The 17,482-nt window shown below is 69.2% G+C and carries 18 protein-coding genes; 15 read left to right on the top strand and 3 right to left on the bottom strand.

The features are described 5' to 3' along the window. The first annotated feature begins 82 nt into the window (after nucleotides 1-82). Nucleotides 83-418: a hypothetical protein gene (locus ACI1MP_RS22405; RefSeq protein ID WP_404869341.1), complete on the top strand. Its 336-nt coding sequence runs from the start codon at nucleotides 83-85 to the stop codon at nucleotides 416-418. A gap of 40 nt (nucleotides 419-458) precedes the next feature. On the opposite strand, the gene ACI1MP_RS22400 is transcribed toward ACI1MP_RS22405, so the two are convergent. Next, nucleotides 459-1,400 (bottom strand): hypothetical protein, encoded by a 942-nt coding sequence (locus ACI1MP_RS22400; protein ID WP_404869340.1) that lies wholly within the window; start codon nucleotides 1,398-1,400, stop codon nucleotides 459-461. Between the two features lie 332 nt (nucleotides 1,401-1,732). Here ACI1MP_RS22400 and ACI1MP_RS22395 point away from each other — a divergent pair, with 332 nt between their 5' ends. Further along, nucleotides 1,733-2,671, top strand: a complete 939-nt coding sequence (locus ACI1MP_RS22395; protein WP_404869339.1) for a hypothetical protein — start codon at nucleotides 1,733-1,735, stop codon at nucleotides 2,669-2,671. A gap of 68 nt (nucleotides 2,672-2,739) precedes the next feature. On the opposite strand, the gene ACI1MP_RS22390 is transcribed toward ACI1MP_RS22395, so the two are convergent. Both ACI1MP_RS22390 and ACI1MP_RS22385 read right to left on the bottom strand, forming a co-directional pair. Continuing rightward, on the bottom strand, nucleotides 2,740-3,825 hold the full coding sequence (locus ACI1MP_RS22390; protein ID WP_404869338.1) for a UDP-N-acetylmuramate dehydrogenase: 1,086 nt from the start codon (nucleotides 3,823-3,825) through the stop codon (nucleotides 2,740-2,742). 31 nt (nucleotides 3,826-3,856) lie between these two features. Then, nucleotides 3,857-5,191, bottom strand: coding sequence for a hypothetical protein (locus tag ACI1MP_RS22385; protein ID WP_404869337.1), 1,335 nt, complete (start codon nucleotides 5,189-5,191; stop codon nucleotides 3,857-3,859). Nucleotides 5,192-5,508: 317 nt separating this feature from the next. Here ACI1MP_RS22385 and ACI1MP_RS22380 point away from each other — a divergent pair, with 317 nt between their 5' ends. From ACI1MP_RS22380 to ACI1MP_RS22320, 13 genes are all read left to right on the top strand, one after another. Continuing rightward, entirely contained in the window at nucleotides 5,509-5,721 is a 213-nt protein-coding gene (locus ACI1MP_RS22380; RefSeq protein ID WP_404869336.1) for a hypothetical protein, read from the top strand. Nucleotides 5,722-5,774: 53 nt separating this feature from the next. Further along, the gene (locus ACI1MP_RS22375; protein WP_404869335.1) at nucleotides 5,775-6,767 is read left to right on the top strand and encodes an NAD-dependent epimerase/dehydratase family protein; all 993 of its coding nucleotides are present in this window, start codon (nucleotides 5,775-5,777) and stop codon (nucleotides 6,765-6,767) included. A gap of 33 nt (nucleotides 6,768-6,800) precedes the next feature. Next, on the top strand, nucleotides 6,801-7,769 hold the full coding sequence (locus tag ACI1MP_RS22370; RefSeq protein ID WP_404869334.1) for a thymidylate synthase: 969 nt from the start codon (nucleotides 6,801-6,803) through the stop codon (nucleotides 7,767-7,769). A gap of 5 nt (nucleotides 7,770-7,774) precedes the next feature. Further along, a complete protein-coding gene (locus ACI1MP_RS22365) occupies nucleotides 7,775-9,493 on the top strand; it encodes a carbamoyltransferase (protein WP_404869333.1) in 1,719 nt (572 codons plus the stop codon). Beyond that, complete coding sequence (locus tag ACI1MP_RS22360) at nucleotides 9,490-10,545, top strand: hypothetical protein (RefSeq protein ID WP_404869332.1); 1,056 nt, start codon at nucleotides 9,490-9,492, stop codon at nucleotides 10,543-10,545. Before ACI1MP_RS22365 ends, ACI1MP_RS22360 begins: the two co-directional genes overlap by 4 nt. Before the next feature lie 78 nt (nucleotides 10,546-10,623). Next, the gene (locus ACI1MP_RS22355) at nucleotides 10,624-11,133 is read left to right on the top strand and encodes a topology modulation protein (protein WP_404869331.1); all 510 of its coding nucleotides are present in this window, start codon (nucleotides 10,624-10,626) and stop codon (nucleotides 11,131-11,133) included. Between the two features lie 37 nt (nucleotides 11,134-11,170). After that, on the top strand, nucleotides 11,171-11,971 hold the full coding sequence (locus ACI1MP_RS22350; protein WP_404869330.1) for a methyltransferase domain-containing protein: 801 nt from the start codon (nucleotides 11,171-11,173) through the stop codon (nucleotides 11,969-11,971). Next, the gene (locus ACI1MP_RS22345; protein ID WP_404869329.1) at nucleotides 11,968-12,747 is read left to right on the top strand and encodes a phosphotransferase; all 780 of its coding nucleotides are present in this window, start codon (nucleotides 11,968-11,970) and stop codon (nucleotides 12,745-12,747) included. Before ACI1MP_RS22350 ends, ACI1MP_RS22345 begins: the two co-directional genes overlap by 4 nt. Next, nucleotides 12,744-13,220, top strand: a complete 477-nt coding sequence (locus ACI1MP_RS22340) for an NUDIX domain-containing protein (RefSeq protein WP_404869328.1) — start codon at nucleotides 12,744-12,746, stop codon at nucleotides 13,218-13,220. Before ACI1MP_RS22345 ends, ACI1MP_RS22340 begins: the two co-directional genes overlap by 4 nt. Before the next feature lie 146 nt (nucleotides 13,221-13,366). Next, nucleotides 13,367-13,840, top strand: coding sequence for an NUDIX domain-containing protein (locus ACI1MP_RS22335; RefSeq protein WP_404869327.1), 474 nt, complete (start codon nucleotides 13,367-13,369; stop codon nucleotides 13,838-13,840). A gap of 243 nt (nucleotides 13,841-14,083) precedes the next feature. After that, nucleotides 14,084-15,058: a DUF4238 domain-containing protein gene (locus ACI1MP_RS22330; protein ID WP_404869326.1), complete on the top strand. Its 975-nt coding sequence runs from the start codon at nucleotides 14,084-14,086 to the stop codon at nucleotides 15,056-15,058. Nucleotides 15,059-15,355: 297 nt separating this feature from the next. Beyond that, nucleotides 15,356-16,324: a hypothetical protein gene (locus ACI1MP_RS22325; RefSeq protein WP_404869325.1), complete on the top strand. Its 969-nt coding sequence runs from the start codon at nucleotides 15,356-15,358 to the stop codon at nucleotides 16,322-16,324. 418 nt (nucleotides 16,325-16,742) lie between these two features. Beyond that, nucleotides 16,743-17,312, top strand: coding sequence for a hypothetical protein (locus ACI1MP_RS22320; protein WP_100587146.1), 570 nt, complete (start codon nucleotides 16,743-16,745; stop codon nucleotides 17,310-17,312). Nucleotides 17,313-17,482: the final 170 nt, after the last annotated feature.

Genomic DNA, 17,482 nt, shown 5'->3' with positions numbered 1-17,482 from the left:
ATCGATTCGATGTCATCTCGGCGCGCTGGGAACATTCCCGCACTGGGGCCTCTTGTGTAGGTCCGCATCGACCGATACCCCCATGGAGGTTCCCATAACCGACCTCGCCGATTCCGGCTGGACCCCCTCCAGCCGTCCCGTAATTCGCGCTGTCCCCCACCCTGATGTGCTCAACCCGCGTGGCTTCGTCATCGCCTGCCCAAACTGCGACGCCATCCGCGACTGGCTTCTCCTCAACGTCCGCCGGCAGGTCTTCATCCGCTGCCGCTGCGCGGCTGAATGGCACGAGCCCGACCTCACCCGCACCGACTTCGACGAGCACTTCACCGCTCCCGAACGCGAGTGGGACAACTTCGACGATGCCATGACTGGGTTGGGCTTCGACGGCCTCCTCGCCGGAACGATCTGGAACGGCTGAGCGAGCAGGGGCGGCTCCTTGAGCAAGGATCCGCCCCACCTCACAGCTCTCGGAGCGCAACCCCTTCTTGCTCGGCAGCATCAACCTTCTTGGTGAGCGCGTCCACCAACCCGATGCTTCCCTCGAAGAGCTGGGAAACGTCCCGGCCGGTGAACATGATGATGTTGTTGCGACTCCCCCGGGAGTTGCGCACGAAGTGGTCGAGAACGTCCGGATCGAACCCAGCCATCGAGATGAAGACGCCCCTTGTGCTATCGAGCTTCCCGTCCACCTTCCCCTTGAAGTCGAGGAGATCACCCAGGTCAGGCTGCGCAGAACGCCATCGGGCCTCGACGAGATAGGTGAAGCCGCGGAAGTGGAAGGAGCCGTCGATCTGCTCTCGGGCCATGCGGTACGGCGGGCGGTAGTCAAGATCGTGAACTTTGAAGAGCCGGACCAGGAGCTTTTCAAGGTCGTACCCGCGGCCTTGGGTGCTCTGCCCCTGCTGCATCTGCACCAACGCGATGAACTCATCGCGCAACTCGCCTACGACCAGCCGCCTCTCGGCAATTGCCTGCAGACGCCGCTTCTCTGCCGCCTTCCGCGCTTCTGCAGCGGCCTGCTCTGGATTGACGAGAATCCGCTCCGCTGTAGCTTCGCGCTTCAGCTCGGCCAGAGCTTCCTTGCCGGCGTGTTGGTCTGGTGCATCTGCATGCGGCCGATTCATCTGGCACAGCTCTTCGACGACCTTTCGTTGGACGCCGTAGCCAGCCGCGCCCACCTCGCCGAGGTCATCGAGAAGTGCGCGGGCGATCTTGGCCTTGCTCAGCTCTGGCCGGTCGTAACGTTCATAGTGGGAGCGTGACACCCCAGCAGCGAGGAAGATGGCCCGCAGATCGTCGCGCCAATGGAGCGCGTCCCGGCACACGGCTATGACCGCGCGCGCCAGCGCCGTCGACAGAGGGCCAGCATTTCCTTGGTTGCTTGACCGTAAGGTGGGCACGAGCAGCTATCTCCTGCAGGTCGGCTCACCCGCTCAGCGCCAAACCGGTTGGCCCCAACAGGTTTTCGCGCCAGAGCGGCGAGGCGAACGGACGCGGCAGTCCTATCGTCGCACAGGGTCGCCTGCTCAGCGGCAGCTCGGACAAGACCGGCCAGCCACAGCCTGGATTCTGACTGTGCGCCAGTCACGTCGAGCGATGTGATGGTGGTCGCTCGACATTCGCGTCGATCTTCGGCGGCGTACGTGCTACGTTCCGTGGTCCAATCGAAAATAGGCGACCCCGGCGGTGCTGGTAACACCCCGGGGTCCGGCAACAGGAGTGCGACCTCCCGATGCGTGTCCATCGTAGCGCCCACGTGCGCAACTTCACGGTGCTGCCCAACTGCATGCTGCAGTACCGGCAGCTGTCCTACACCGCCCGCGGCCTGCTCGCGGACCTCCTCTCCCGCCCCGACGGCTGGCGCGAGGACGGTCGACACATGGCCGACACCAGCCCCCAGGGCCGCGGCGCGATCCGCAAGGCCCTGAAGGAGCTCGCCGACGCCGGCTTCTACCGCGTCGAGAAGATCCGCATGCCCGACGGCACCATCCGCACCGAGACCCACGTCTACGACACCCCACAGCTCGCACTGCCGGGTGCCACCCGTCCGGTCTCCGGTGAAGCGACCACCGGCCGTGCTGACGCCCTTCTTGGAAGTAACCGGTGCCAAGAACCCTCCCTCCCCGTCGAAGGCCAGGCGACGGCCGACGAGGCGGACGAGGAGCCGGGTGGGCGGGAGGGCGACCGCCAGGAGACCGAGGCTGCTCCGCCGGTGCCGGACGAGCAGGTCCGCGAGGCGGTCGCCACGCTGTTCCGGGTGATCCGGCCTGAGCCGCGCCTGCACCTGGGCGAGGCCGAGGCGCGAACGCTCGCACCGCTGGTCGTCCAGTGGCTGGAGCGCGGCGCGACCCACGCCGACCTTGCCGCTGCCCTCCTGCCCGGCCTGCCCAGCCCGGTCCACTCGCCAGTGGCGGTGCTCCGCAACCGCCTGGAGCGCAAGATGCCGCCCGTACCGGCCCCTGTGCGCCCAGCAGCGGCCCGGTACGCCGAGTGCGCCAAGTGCCACGACCCCGTGCCCCAGCCGGGCATTTGCCGCCCCTGTGCGGGCCTCGCAACCCGCATGCTCACCGTCGGCGGAGGCGAAGCGGTGACCCACAACGGTGCTGCACGCGCCCGAGCGGCACTGCGCACAGCGAAGACGGTCGGCCTCAACCTGGCCACCGCCGGGTAGGGAGCATCTTCACCGGGAGGAGTGCCAGGCCAGGCCGGCGAAGCGACCGTCCGGGTTGGCCAGCCCCGTCAGTGTGTTGCTGAAGCGAGCGCGTTCTGCTTGAGGCGGAGGTACGCGGGTTCGTCGCCGAAGAGGTCGGGCTCGGGGGTCAGCTGGATTCCCGTGACCTCCTGCACGCTCTCGGCGACCGTCCTGGATGCCTCGGCGAACGCGCCGGCGTTGGCGTGGCCCTCGGCGACGAGCGTGAAGTGCTTGGTTGACATCCGGATGCCAGGGGCGATCGGCTGGCCGAGAGCGAACCCGGCGGCCTTGATCAGCCAGCTGGCACTGACTCTGGTCAGGCCGTCGGGGAAGGCGTTCACGGGCGCCTGTTCGGCCCGGAGCTTCTCGGCCTGCTTCTCGTCGACGACAGGGCTGAGGAAGACGCTGCCGACGTTGCGGTTGTCGCTGTCTCCGGGGTCGAGAACCATGCCCTTGCTGCGGCGCACGGTCAGCACGGCGGCAGCCGCGTCGGCAAGGAGGACCGGCGTGCCCTTGGGGACGTCGAGGACCCTGGCAACCATCCCGTACGTGATCGGGGTGCTCAGCTCGGACGGCCGCAGCCGGAACGTCACGGTGAGGAGCGTCCAGCGGGTGGAGTGCTTGAAAATGCTGGTGCGGTGGCCCAGCCGGCAGTCCTCAGCCGAGAGCGCGACCTCGCGGCCGGTGACCCAGTCCCAGGCGGTGACGCGCACGAGGATGTCCGCGACTTCCTGCCCGTAGGCACCGACGTTCTGGACTGGGGTGGCACCGACGGTACCGGGGATGCCGATCAGTGTCTCCATCCCGGTCAGGCCGTTGGAGATGGTCTCCTCGACGAGGTCCTGGAGCATGTGGCCGGCCTGGACGGTGACGGTGACCGCCTCGCTGTCGTCACCGCGCTCGAACACCACGCCCTGGGTGGCCATGCGTACGACGGGCACGCCGCACCCGGCGTCGGCCACGAGGATGTTGCTGCCGCCTCCGAGGACCAAGGGCCGGGCGCCCTCCCGACGGGCCAGGCCAACGACGTCGGGGAAGTCGGCGGGGTCGGTCAGCTCGGCGAGGACTACGGCGTTGCCGCCGATGCCGAGCGTGGTGAGCGGAGCCAGCGGGACCTGTGTGCGGACGTACATTCGGTTCCTCGGGTGCGTGCGGAAGTCCAGGCTACGCGGCTAGGACGGCGCTGATCTCGTCTGTGACGTCGCGCGCCAATGGGCTGTCGGAGTGCTCGAACTCGTCTCGTAGGCCGGCCATCCGCTGTCTGGCACGGCCGGAGTCGAGGTACGAGCGGAGATCGAGGGCCTGGCGGGTGGCCTCGGCGGCGCCGTCAAGGTCGTGCTGCCGCAGCCGGGCTTCCGCCAGGGACATCGTGTGCAGCAGCCGGTTCCGGGGCTGCTCGTCACCGAACAGCTGCAGGCCGCGCAGCAGGTGGCATTCGGCGACCTCGGGACGGCCGAGTTCGAGCCATGCGCGGCCCGCGTCGGCGGCCAGGACCGCCGGTGTCACCCAGTAGGCCCACGAGGGTGGTGTGCCGCTGTCCGCTGCGGACTCGACCAGGCCAGCCGCCTCGTCGAGGGTCCGGGCGCAGTCGTCCAGTTGGCCCAGCTGAGCATGGGCACGGGCCTGCCTGGTGGCGAGGAGGGCGTGGACCGCGCCGCCTGGTGTGTCTCCGACGCCCTGCCGGGCGATCTTGATCAGGCGAAGCGCCTCGTCGTGCGCACTGCGCCAGGTGGCCTGGTAGCTGAGGCAGGAGACGATGTTCGCACCGAGCGCGCGGTTGTTGGCCGTGTGCGCGGCGCGGAGTCCGAACAGGAGGTAGCGCTGGCCGAGCGCGTTGCGACCGAGGTCGCAGGCGAGCCAACCGGCCAGCTGGGCGAGTTCGGCGAGCACGCTGTGGAGGCGTTGCCCTATGGCCGGATCGTAGGTGCCGTTGCGGGCCAAGTGCGCGGCCCAGTTCAGGTCTTGGGTGATCCAGTCCAGCACCAGCGGGCCGCCCTGGGCATCGTCGAGCCGGCGGAGCTGGGCGACGCGGTCGGTGAGGACGTCGATGGCTTGGGGGCTGATCGTCTCGCCACTGGGCCGTCCCGCGACCGGCGCGTCCGGTGTCGTCAGCCAGTCGACGGCCGGGCCGATGAGCCCCTGGCCGGACAAGGTGCGCGACACTCCGAGGCCGGAGCGGAGGGGACCCGCCGTGAACGCTCCGAGTCCCTCCCAGGTACCGCCCTGCGACCACGGCTGCTGCAGCCAGCCGTCGGCACCGGGCGCGGTGGCTTTCGCCGGCCACAGGGCATCGGCAGTGATCGTCTCCCTCAGATGGTGCGAGAGGATCGACGCGACGATCTGCGGAAGCGAGCCGCGCGGCGTGGAGCCCTTGAGCCAGCCGTAGGGCGCTTTCGGGCTGATGCTGTTCGGGCGCACGCGGTTGATCTCGCGTGCCAGTTTGTCGGGCGACCAGCCGAGTCGCTTGAGGCAGTCGCCGAGAACAGACCCTTCGTCCACAGGTGACCTCGAAGTCCGGTTCGGCTGAACAGATTTGACGCCAACGTACAACAGCCCTCGGTGCCGACCTCCGCCATTGGGTGATTCTGACCAATCTGACCAACGCCTGACCTGACTGACCATCGGCAGTCCTTCCCGACCGGGGTTGCGGTGCGTGATGGTTTCGACACGCCCCGGCCGCCAAGGCAACGAGCCTCACCACCGGCCGACCGTTGGGCAGCGCGCCAGCGCGCCTTGATCTGCGTGCATCTCACGTCGTTCGCACTCGACCGCCGTGGCCCTTCGGGTCCGCGCACGGAACCTCGGAGGAGAAGGTGATGATCCACATCCTGGGCGGAACGCCGGGCAGACGACGCCGCAGTGCGGCCCGTGACCCGATCGGCTCGGCTCTCACCGGCCTGTGGGCCCTCGGCCACGTCCTGTGCCTCGCCCTGCTCGGCACGGCCGTCCAGCACCAGCTCGCCCCGTCGGCCCTCAGCCACACCACGGCGCTCGACGGCACCCACCCGCGCACGCCGCACACGTCCTGACCGTCCGGCGCCGTCGATCCAGACACCAACGACAAGACCCTTGGGGGACTTCAATGCAGCACAAGGCAACACCAGGACGCGCCCCGTCTCGGGCGGTCGTCACCGGAGCCGCCGGCTTCATCGGCTCGCACCTGGTCGACACCCTCCTTGGCGCGGGCGCCACCGTCATCGGCGTGGACCGCCGCGACCCTCGCACCGACCCCGGTGCGGCGGCGAACTTGACAGGAGCCCTCGACCATCCCGGCTTCACCTTCGTCGCCGCCGACTTGATGACCTGCCCGCTCACGGCTCTGTTCCTGCAGGCCGACGCGGTCTTCCACCTCGCGGCACTGCCAGGTGTCCGCAGTTCCTGGGGCGAGCGGTTCGCCGAGTACACCGCCTGCAACGTCTTCGCCACCGAGCGCGTGCTGGCCGCCTGCGAGGACGTCCGCGTTCCCCGGCTGGTCTACGCCTCCTCCTCCAGCGTCTACGGGACCACGAGCGGCGGCGCGACCGGCGAGGAGATCGTGCCGAGCCCCGAGTCGCCGTACGCGATCAGCAAGCTCGCCGGCGAACAGCTCTGCCTGGCCCACGCGGGCAAGGCCACCTCCACCGTCACCGCGGTGGCACTTCGCCTGTTCACGGTCTACGGCCCTCGCCAGCGCGATGACATGTTGATCGGCCGCGCGCTCACGGCGGCGCTCGGCGGACCCGCCCTGAACCTCTACGGCGAGGGCAGCCAGCGCCGGGACTTCACCTACGTCGGCGACGTGGTCCGAGCCGCCATCGCCGCCGCGACCGCCCCGATCGGCACGACGGTCCTCAACATCGGTACCGGCGTCACCACCACCGTGCTGAACGTGCTGGCCGCCGTCGAGGAGCTGACCGGCCGCCCCGTGCCGGTCAACCGGCTGCCCGCCCAGGCCGGCGACGTCGAGGCCACCCTCGCCGACAACTCCCGGGCGGTGGACCTCCTGGGCTGGAAGCCCCGCACCGCCCTCACCCAGGGCGTCTCGCGCCAGCTCGCCCACCTCAACGCCGACTCCCCGCAGCCCGTGGGCACCTGAACGATCCTGCCCCGTCGTTCCACCGGAGGAATTGTGTTCGTCACCACCGCGGACAGCGCGAACGCGCTGTTCACCCGCGCCGGCAAGGCCATCCTGAGCCAGGGCCGCAGCGTCGCACCGCGCGGCATGGCCACCGCTGAACTCATGGGTGCCTACCTCAAGCTGACCAACCCGGCCGCCCGGATGGTCCACCTCGGCCCGTACCGGGTGCTGAACCCCGCGTTCGCCGCCGCCGAGACCGTGTGGATCCTCTCCGGCTCCAGCGCCGACTGGATCCACGACTTCAACAGCCGCCTGGCCGGCCTCACCGACCACGGCGCCCTCCAGGGCGCCTACGGTCCGCGCCTGCGGCGCTGGCATGGGCAGTTGGACCAGCTCGACTACGTGCGCCGCCAGCTGACCCGCGACAGCGAGAGCCGCCGGGCCGTCGTCCAGATCTTCGACCCCGCACGCGACACCGCCGGCCACAAGGACGTGCCCTGCACCCTCGGATACCGCTTCTACCTGCGCGAGGGCCGCCTGGAGATGCACACCAGCATGCGGAGCCAGGACGTGTGGCTCGGCCTGCCGTACGACCTGATCACCACCACGGTCCTGCACGAGCTGATGGCCGGATGGCTCGGCGCCGAGGTCGGCGACTACCACCACCACGTCGATTCCCTGCACCTGTACGCCCAGCACCAGGACACGGCCTGGAGCCTCGCCGCTGACGCACCCGCCTCGCCCGCGTGGCAGCCGCTCGGCATCCCGTGGGAGGACTTCGACCTGATGTTGAAGCAGGTCACCGTGGGCGAGGCCGTCGGCCACCCGGTCTGGGACGGCTTCGCCGCCGTCCTGGCCAGCTACCGGCTGTGGAAGGCCGGTCGCCGCGACGAGGCCCGTGCCAGGGCCGCCGAGGCGACCGGGCCGCTGCCCGAGACCCTGGCGCTCTGGTACGACCAGCGCGAACAGAAGATCCCGCTCGCGGCCATGCCCATCCCAGCGATCCCGGTGAAGAGGTGACCAACGTGGCCGCGAACCGCAACATCGTGCTGGGCCTGTGCTCCTACACCCACGACTCTGCCGCCGCCCTGCTCGTCGACGGCCGACTCGTCGGCTTCGTCGAGGAGGAGAGGCTCAGCGCCGTCAAGCACGACAAGAGCTACCCGGCCAAGGCCGTGGAGTGGCTCCTCGACGAAGCGGGCCTGACCCTCGCCGACATCGGCACCGTCGCGTACAACTTCACCCCGCAGCACTACCTCCGGGCGATCCCCTCCGCCCTCGCTCACACCCTGCGACCGGCGACGGCCGCCAGGGCCCTGCCCCGGGCCCGCTCGTTCGCCCAGGTCGCCGCCAACACCCGCCGCCGCCTTGCCCGCCTGGCCGACATCTTCCCGAACGCCGAGGTGCAGCCCGTCCTGCACCACCGCGCCCACGGGCTGTACGCCTTCGCCGCCTCCGGCTACGAGGAGGCCGCCGTCCTGGTGGTGGACAGCCTCGGCGAGACCCAGACCACCACCATCGGCCACGCGCGGCAGAGCGCGGCCGGCCGCTCGTACCGGATCGTCCATGCCCTCGACGACCCCGCTTCCCTCGGCTACCTGTACGGCGCCGTCACCGAGCACCTCGGCTGGCGGCGCGGGGACGAGGAGGGCACCGTCATGGCGCTGGCCGCCCTCGGCGACCCGAAGCGGTTCCGCTCGCTGTTCGCCAAGGCCGTCCAGCTCACCACCGACGGCTTCGCCCTCGATCACCGGTTGATCGGTCTGCGGGTCATGGACCGCCGCTACCCGCGGTTGACCGCAGCCTTCACCTCGCTCACCTGCCCGTCGCGCCGACCGGACGAGGAAGTCGCTCCGGTCCACGCCGACCTCGCCGCCGCTCTCCAGGAACGCACCGAACAGGTGATGCTGCACCTGGCACGGATCGCCCGCGAACGCACGAGTGCCCGGCTGCTGTGCGTGGGTGGCGGGGTGGCGATGAACTGCGTCAGCATCGGGAAGATCATCGCCACCGGGCTGTTCGACGAGGTCGCCGTACCGCCCGCGCCCGGTGACTCCGGCACCGCGATCGGTGCCGCCGCCGTGGCCCATCTCGACCGGCACGGTGACCTCCCGACCGGGCTGGCGCGGGCCTGCTACCTCGGCCCGTCCTTCCCCGGCCTGGAGCTGCCGGCCGAACCACGACCAGGGATGACCGCCCGGCGCCTGGACGACCCGGTCGGCTTCGCAGCCCGCGAGCTGGCCAAGGGCGCGATCATTGGCCTGTTCCAGGGCGAGCTGGAGGCAGGCCCGCGCGCTCTCGGGCACCGCTCGATCCTCGCCTCACCGCTGCGGCCCGGCGTCGCCGACCGGCTCAACGCCACGGTGAAGTTCCGCGAGCCGTTCCGGCCCTTCGCCCCCGTGGTCCTGGCCGACAAGGCCGCCGAGTACTTCACGCTCGGCCAAGAGGCCCCGTTCATGTCCATGGCCTCCCCGGTCACCGGCCTGGCCCGCGCGACGATTCCGGCGGTCGTCCACGCCAACGGCACCGCCCGGGTGCAGACCCTCGCGCCCAGGGACAACCCGCTCCTGGCCGACATCCTGACCGCCTTCGCCGAGCTCACCGGCGTGCCGGTCCTGATCAACACCTCCCTGAACGTGAAGGGCAAGCCGATCTGCGGCACCCCGGAGATGGCGCTGGACTGCCTGGCCGAGTCCGGGCTGGACGCGCTCCTCATCGAGGACTGGTGGGTGACCAAGGCATGAGGATCGGCTACAGCCACTGGGGCTTCCTCGGCTCCGGGATCACCGACACCCCCGACGGCGGGCGAAGCCACCGCCGCACCCTGGTGGACGGCCTGATCGCCGCCGGACACGAGATCGTCTTCCTCCAGGCCAACCGCGATCTCGCCGAGGCCGGCACCGACCTCACCGCCACCTACCGATGGGACGGTGGCCTGCCCGAGATCGACGCCCTGTTCCTGGAGTGGCGCTGGCCGATCCCCGGCCGCAACACCACCGACTGCGGCACCGAGGGGCACACCTGCGACCTGCACCGGCAGCAGGAACTCCTCGACCACTACACCCAACGGCTCGCCGTCCGCACGGTGCTGTGGGACAAGGACCAGCAGTTGCCCGCCGACCACCCGTTGCGGGCTGTTCGGCACCTGCAGGTGTGCGAGCCGGCCCTGTACCCGTCGCCGGGAACGGTCAGCCTGCTCTTCCCGGTCGCCGACGACGCCCTCGACCGGGCCTACCCGGCCGCCCTCGCGGCCGAGAAGCGGGAACTGCCGCTGGTCTACATCGGCAACCAGTACGACCGCGACACGGCCTTCGGGGAGTTCTTCGCCCCGGCCGCCGCCCAGCTGCCGCACCAGGTGGCCGGGAAGTGGAACAACACCGCCCGCTGGCCGGAGGTGAACTTCACCGGCCGCATCCCCTTCGACGAGGTCACCCCCACCTACCGCTCCGCAGTGAGCACCGTGCTCCTCGCCCCGGACCGGTACGCGAGAACCGGCCAGTTCACCCAGCGGCTCTTCGAGGCCGTCCTCGCCGGCTGCCTGCCGCTGGCCCCGCGCACCATGCGGGCCGCCGAGACGGTCGTCCCGCGCGAGCTGGTCATCACGAGCGCGGCCGATGTGGTGGCCACCGTCACCGCGCTCGCCCGGATCGCGGGCAGCCAGGCCCACGCCGACCTGATCGCCCGCTGCATCGACCGACTCGACCCGTTCCGCGTCTCCCGCCAGCTCCGCACCCTCACCGCCGCGCTGGCTGGCACAACCATCCCGCCCCTGCTGCTCGAAGGAGACCGCGCATGACCACGCTGGAGATCTCGCCCGAGTGGCCCGAACAAGTCGGGGGCCGGGCCGTCGCACGGCTCGGTAGCGTGTAGCGGCATGGACAGGATCGCCATCATGGGCTGCGGCGGCAGCGGCAAGACCGTCGTCGGACGCCAGCTCGCCGAACTGATCAACGCCCCTCTGACCCACCTCGACGGCGTCTACTACGACGCCGACTGGAACCCGCTGCCGCAGGAGAAGTTCGCTGCTCTCCAGGAGGAGCTCGTCGCTCGGCCCCGCTGGGTGATCGACGGGAACTACGCTTCCACCCTCCCGATCCGCCTCAAGCGGGCCGACACCGTCATCTTCCTCGACATCCCCCCGGTCGTCTGCCTGCTCGGCATCCTGCAGCGACGTTGGCGCTACCGCGGCGGCCAGCACACCTCCCAGGGCGTCTTCGACCGCATCACCTGGGGCTTCGTCCGCTACATCCTGGGCTACCGGCGCCAGATGCGGCCCAAGGTCCGCGCGCTGATCGCCGAGCACGCCGGCCACGCCCGCGTCGTCACCCTCACCAGCCGCCGGGCCGCCCGTCGCTTCGTCGCCACCGTCCCTCCACAGACATGACCTGACCCACTTCGCACCGGGAAGGCTCCACCTGTCCATGACCGCCAACCCGTTCCTCGACACCGACCACGTCCGCCACGACCTGTACGCCGACGCGGGCCGCATCGCCCAGCGCACCGGCGCGCTGTCCCGCGCCAAGACCGCCGGTCCCCACCCCGCCACCGTCATCGCCGACCTCGCCGCCACCGGGCTGCGCGGTACCGTCCTCGACATCGGCTGCGGACGTGGCACGACCACGCTCGCCCTGGCCGAGCGGCTCGACCCGCCGAGGCTCATCGCCTTCGACCAGTCCACCGCCCTCCTCGCCGAGGCCCGGAGCCGGCTCACCGGCCGCCTGGGCGTGGAGTTCCTGCGCGGCGACTTCCACGCCATCGACCTTCCCAACGCCTCCGTGGCCGTCGCGGTGGCCGCGTTCTGCCTCTACCACTCGCCCCGGCCGGCGGCAGTGATCGCCGAGATCGCCCGCTGCCTGGCACCCGGCGGGCTGTCGATCACGGTCACCAAGTCGCCCGACAGCTACCGCACGCTGGACGAGGTGATCGCCACCAGCGGCCTTGACCCCGAGGCCACCAGCCGGCCGAGCCTGTACGAGACCTTCCACAGCCACAACCAGGCCGACATCGTTGCGACCTGCCTCGACGTGCAGCAGGTCATCCACCACGAACACCGCTTCCGCTTCACCGATGCCGACCACATCGCGGAGTACGCAGCCACCAACCCGAAGTACCAACTCGGTCGTGGCGTCGAGGAGATCGCCCGCCGGCTTCGGGAGACCGTCGGCAACGGCCCGCTGGAGACCACCTCCACCGTCACCTACGTCGTGGCCGCCCGTCGATGAAGACCTTCACCAAGACGTACCTGAGCGCCCAGGCCCAGCAGCAATCCCTGGTCCACCACCGGTGGATCGCCCGTGCCAACCCCGAGGTGCGCATCCCCCGGATCGTCCAAGTCCGCCCCACCGAGATCGACTTCGAACACCTCGAAGGACGACACGGCGGTCCCGACGATCTGGTGGCTTTGGCCAACCTCCTCGGGCACCAGCACACCGCCGCTCACACCCGCGAGCTGCACGCAGCCCGCCTCGACACGCCGCACACCCACGACACCATCACCATCGCCAGCTTCGCCGACGGCCGCCGCGAACGCCTCCACCGACTCCTGGCCTCCGGCACCGTGCCGGAGGCGGCCCTGACGCCCGAGGCCGCCGACGACTGGCTGAAGCAGGCCGCGACCATGCCGGCCGCCTTCTACAAGGACGCCAACCCGCGCAACTTCCTCATCGCCGACGCCGATGTGGCCGTCATCGACTTCGACTCCCTCACCCTCGCGCCATTCGGGTACGACCTCGCCAAGCTCGTCGTCAGCACCGCCATGACCACCGGCCCGCTGCCCGAGGACACCATCCGCCGAGCCGTGGACACCTACAACCACCACCCCCGCCAGCGCGGCCTGCCCGGATGCTCCTGGCGCGAGTTCGCCGCATGGTGCGAGTTCCACCACGTCCTCACCACGCCCTACCTCGGCACCAACGGCTACCGGTTCAGCTGGCACACCACCAGGCCGTCCTGGACCACCGACGTCCTCCGGTACCTCGACAAGGAGTCCGCACCGTGACGCACAACAGCGTGATGAACAGCCGGAACTCGGTCTGCGTGATCGTCCACGACAAGAGCACCGACACGATCGCCGCCGTGCACTACGCCGCCCGCAACTGGTCCCCGCACCCCGCCTGGACCGTCCCCGGCGGCAAGGCGGAGCCGGGCGAAGCCCTCGACGAGGCCGCCGCCCGCGAACTCAAGGAGGAGACCGGCCTGCTCGTCGACCCGGCGAACCTCGAACTCGTCCACGTCATCCACGTCGAGCAGGGCTGGGACCAGGCCGGCCAGTTCGTCCTCTTCGTCTTCGCCACCGACAAGTGGACCGGCGAGCTCGCCAACACCGAGCCCGACAAGCACCTCACCGCCCGCTGGGTTCCCGCCGGCCGCCTCCCCGAACCGGCCTTCCCCACGGCCACACAGGCGCTCACCGCCTACCGCGCTGGCGGCCCCGCCTTCTCGCGCTACGGCTGGGAGCCGGCAGCGGCATGACGACGTGGCTGGGTGGGCTCGTTGAGGAGCATTCTCGACGAGCCCACCCAGCCATGCCCGCCGAGGAACTGCCCCGAGCAGATCCGCTATCACTTCATCCGTCGACACCCGCCGACCACCTCGGTCCGCTGGCTACAGTCGTCACCATGAGCGACTCCCTACCCCACGAGGTCGTAGCCCAGCCCCGCACCGCCGCCGGCGTGCTCTTCTTCGACGAGGACAACCGCGTACTCCTCGTCAAACCCACCTACAAGCCCGGCTGGGAGATCCCCGGCGGCTACCTGCACGCAGGCGAGACCCCAAGCGAGGGTGCGGCACGGGAAGTCAAAGAGGAGCTCGGTATCACCCCGCCGATCGGCCGCCTGCTCGTCGCCGACTGGGCGCCCCACCCCACCGAGGGCGACAAGCTCCTCTTCGTCTTCGACGGAGGCATCCTCCCCGCCGACGAGCTCGCACACATCACCGTCGACCAGGTGGAGATCGGCGAGCACGCCTTCCACACCACCGACCAGCTCGACGCGCTTCTCATCCCCCGCCTCGCCCGCCGCGTCCACGCCGCCTGCGCCGCCAGGACGAAGTCCGAGACCGTCTACCTGGAGCACGGAGCAACTCGCCCGTAGGTCCGCAACTGACAGGCCGCACGGTGCATTCGCTGTAGCCAACCAGCGAATGCGATCAAGGCCGTTAACGCCCGCGCGCCTTGCCCTTGGCAGCGCGTGCCCGGCCACCCAGCCCTCGGCATGCACAGCGCAAAATTGGCCGCCCGGCGTCACGAATTGGTTCCAACCGCAAAAACCTGGCGCTACGAGCAGCGATCAAGATCTATGGTCGCAGGCATGGGAAGATCACCCCAGAAGCCACCTATGAAGCGACGGCACCACACCGTGCCGAAGTTCTACCTTGCTCGGTTCGCCGACAAGCGCGGTCAGATCATCCGCGTCCCCTTGCCCGGCAACGAGAAAAGCACCGTCTCCGTCAAAGACGCCTCTGTAGTCAAGAACTTCTACCTGCTTGAGACTGAAGAAGGCGTCTTCACCGATGCCATTGAGGATGCACTCGGGCAGATCGAAGGCGCAGCGGCCTCCGCATTCCGCGCCGTAGTCGACGACGGGCAATGGCCTCCCACGGATGAGAATCGCCAGGCCATTGCATTGTGGGCCGCCGCCCAACACGTTCGGGTTCCGCGCATCCGGCAACAGGGCAACGAGATCGCCGACCACATTTTCAAGCTGCAGGTTGCAGTTGGCGGGAAGCCACAGGTCCGCAAGGTGCTGGAGCAGGCTCACGGCCGCAAGGTGACCGATGAGGAGGTGAACGAGCATTGGGACGAGATGACGGACTTCGACTCCTACAGGGTGTCCGAGCATCCGAACAAGCACTTGCGCCTTATCGGCGACCTGATGCCTCGCGCCGCAGCTCATTTTTTCAGCAGGCCATGGGGCTTGATTAGATTCGAGCGGAAATCACTGATAACCGCCGACGATCCCGTGGTCCTTATGCGCCACCCCAACAGTTCACCCTACGACGGAGTGGGTCTGGCCACCGCTGAAGCCCTAGTGATTCCACTAGATCGCCGGGCAGCGCTGGTAATCAACAACAGCTCCACCGGCGACGACTATAACGTCTCTCCAAATGCCCTCCTCGCCAATCACATCAACCAAATGGTGATCTTCAACGCACACCGCGCCGTCTTTCACCATCCGGAGGACGCTCCCCTCGATCGGCTCGCCATGCCTACCCCCGCCGAGAACACCATGAGCATCTCAGGCGATCCTCGCGAATTCCTTATGCCCAACGGCTGGCCGTCAACCTCAGCTTCATCCGGGGGCGCCTCCTGATCACCGACATCCTCATCCTCGAAGGATGTGCAGGAGATCACCTCTAGCCAGCGCCCGGCCTAACCCGGCGGCGATCGAAAACCATCCGCGCCGCCCAGGGCCGCGTAAAGACCAGCAGAGCGAACCAAGCGCCACAGACGTAGGGCGCGCGAGCAGAGCGGCCAAACTACTGACAGATACAGCCAAGACCTGTGGCATTTTGTCGGTACCGTCTGCGATGCTCGCTGCACGGCAGCAGGTGACCCGGCGCACGGGAGGTCCCGAAAAATGGACTGGCAAGATCGGCTCCCTCAAGGTGTGAGCTACCAAGGCAGCGATGGTGACAACTTCAGCTTCGGAGTCACCATGCCAACGGACGAGAACGGCCTGCTGATGCTGGCCTGCCCGCAGGAGAGCGAACATCGGTTCGCCATCGCAGTTCGATTCGGGGGAGCAGAAGAGACCGACTGCTTCTGCCCCTACTGCGGGCACCGAGAGGGCAGCAGCGCCTTTCTGAGCCCGGACACGAGAAGGCGCATAACCGAGGCCGCCGAAGCAGCGGCGATTCAGTACGCCTTCGACGAGGTGAGCAAGGCCTTCGGAAACGCAGCACGCCGTTCCCGGTACCTGACCTTCAAGCCCGGTCCGGCACCGACACCAGGCCCCATCTACACGTTCGAGCAGGAGAAGACCCGGCGCACAATGAGTTGCTCCCGTTGCGGGGAGACCGTGGCAGTCTTCGGCATCGCGCTGTTCTGCCCCGAGTGCGGCAAGCTCGCGCCGGCTGAGCAGTTCAGCGAGATCGTGGATGTCCAGCGCCGCACGCTCCAACACCTACAGGACGACCTCGGGGCCGAGGCCCGCGCGGCGATGGGGGCTTCTGGTGCGTTGACGGCGATCTACGAGAGCACCATCAAGGACACATGCGCCGCGTTGGAGACGCTCCTCAAGGAGGTCTTCGCCGCCCGGGTGGCCGATGCCGATCAGGTGCTCAAGCAGGCGAAGAAGAGCGGCAATGTCTTCCAACGCCTAGATGACGCAGCCGCGCTTTACCGCGACCATCTGGGTATCGACATGCCAGCAGCGATTGGCGACAACTGGGACCGACTTGTCGGAGCCATGGCCGCTCGCCACGTCCTCGTTCACAACGGGGGCATCGTCGACCAGAAGTACCTTGCCCGAGTCCCATCCAGCGCCCAGAAGGAGGGGCAGCGCATTCACGTGTCCCGGCTGCGCGCAGAGGCTCTGCTGGACGCTGTCACTGCCCTGAGCGACCTGATTGTGTAAGCCCGGGGTTAGAACGACTAGGCGGCTCACATGGCAGGGCCCCGCACGGGCATCTGCGGCGCACGAAAGAGCGTCTGGCCCTGCCCGCACCTCCGATTGCACTTGAGCCCGCCGCCCCGGGCGTGGGGGCAGGTTGGCGAATAACGCTGCCGAACCGTGCGAAACGAGGGCACATCCGGGGCACATGCGGGCGGAAAACGGCGCTGACCAGTGAAAACTCCATACAAGAGTTTTCCCAGTTCAGCACCATGATCGCTGTAAACTTGCAGGTCAGCGCGGTGCTGGTGCAGTACGTGAACTACCGCTGACACAGGGGCGGTACCGCCGGAGTGCCGGCGCGGGAGGGCACACCGGGAACGGTGTGCCCTCCCGGCGTTTGCGGGCCGGTCGGGGTCGACTCCCGTGGGAGGGTGGGGAGATGACGGATGGTTGGCTGACTCCGGCGGCACTGGCGCCGCTCGACGGGGGCGAGGTGTTCCGGGGCGCCGAGGCCGGTGCGGTGGTGGACTTCTGGCGGTACGCGATGCCCGATCTCCGGACCAACACCACCCGTGGGCTGCTGGCGGAGTTCCTGGTGCACCGCGCCGTCGGTGCGACGGCGCGGAACGCGGAGTGGGAGAGCTTCGACGTGCTGGCGCCGGACGGGCTCCGGATCGAGGTCAAGACCAGCGCCTACCTGCAGGTCTGGGGTCAGCGGGAGCTGTCGCGGATCCAGTTCTCCCGCCTGCGCGGCCGGGTCTGGACTCCCGAGGGCGGCACCGCCGCGGAGCCGTCGTACAACGCCGACGTCTACGTGTTCGCCCTGCACACCGCGCGCAGCCACGCCGAGTACGACCCGTTGGACGTCGCCCAGTGGAGCTTCTACGTGGCCTCGCGCGCGAGCGTGGCGGAGGGCGGCCGGGCCAGTGCGGGCCTGGCCGCCGTGCAGCGGCTGTGCGGCGATCCGGTCGGCTACCGGGAGCTCGCCGGCCGGATCGCCGGGGTCTGACCGGCCGGGCGGAGGTGCCAGCGGAATGCCGGCGTTCCGGCAGCGCGGTGCGGAATCGTCCGGTGTGCCGGGCGGGACGCTGCGACCGAGGGGCGCGGGCGACCGGCCGGCCGGTGGAGGGAGGGCCTGAGGATGGCTCGTCGTGGACGTGTTGCGTGGCGGTTGGCGGC

The sequence above is a fragment of the Kitasatospora griseola genome (assembly GCF_044999035.1).
Classification (GTDB): Bacteria; Actinomycetota; Actinomycetes; order Streptomycetales; family Streptomycetaceae; genus Kitasatospora; species Kitasatospora griseola.
This window is presented reverse-complemented; position numbering and strand designations above follow the sequence as displayed.

Bases quoted from the DNA above. Each gene is read 5' to 3' on its own strand.
- ACI1MP_RS22405 (WP_404869341.1), top strand. From the start codon at position 83: ATGGAGGTTCCCATAACCGACCTCGCCGATTCCGGCTGGACCCCCTCC.
- ACI1MP_RS22395 (WP_404869339.1), top strand. From the start codon at position 1,733: ATGCGTGTCCATCGTAGCGCCCACGTGCGCAACTTCACGGTGCTGCCC.
- ACI1MP_RS22390 (WP_404869338.1), bottom strand. From the start codon at position 3,825: ATGTACGTCCGCACACAGGTCCCGCTGGCTCCGCTCACCACGCTCGGC.
- ACI1MP_RS22380 (WP_404869336.1), top strand. From the start codon at position 5,509: ATGATCCACATCCTGGGCGGAACGCCGGGCAGACGACGCCGCAGTGCG.
- ACI1MP_RS22375 (WP_404869335.1), top strand. From the start codon at position 5,775: ATGCAGCACAAGGCAACACCAGGACGCGCCCCGTCTCGGGCGGTCGTC.
- ACI1MP_RS22360 (WP_404869332.1), top strand. From the start codon at position 9,490: ATGAGGATCGGCTACAGCCACTGGGGCTTCCTCGGCTCCGGGATCACC.
- ACI1MP_RS22355 (WP_404869331.1), top strand. From the start codon at position 10,624: ATGGACAGGATCGCCATCATGGGCTGCGGCGGCAGCGGCAAGACCGTC.
- ACI1MP_RS22350 (WP_404869330.1), top strand. From the start codon at position 11,171: ATGACCGCCAACCCGTTCCTCGACACCGACCACGTCCGCCACGACCTG.
- ACI1MP_RS22345 (WP_404869329.1), top strand. From the start codon at position 11,968: ATGAAGACCTTCACCAAGACGTACCTGAGCGCCCAGGCCCAGCAGCAA.
- ACI1MP_RS22335 (WP_404869327.1), top strand. From the start codon at position 13,367: ATGAGCGACTCCCTACCCCACGAGGTCGTAGCCCAGCCCCGCACCGCC.
- ACI1MP_RS22330 (WP_404869326.1), top strand. From the start codon at position 14,084: ATGAAGCGACGGCACCACACCGTGCCGAAGTTCTACCTTGCTCGGTTC.
- ACI1MP_RS22320 (WP_100587146.1), top strand. From the start codon at position 16,743: ATGACGGATGGTTGGCTGACTCCGGCGGCACTGGCGCCGCTCGACGGG.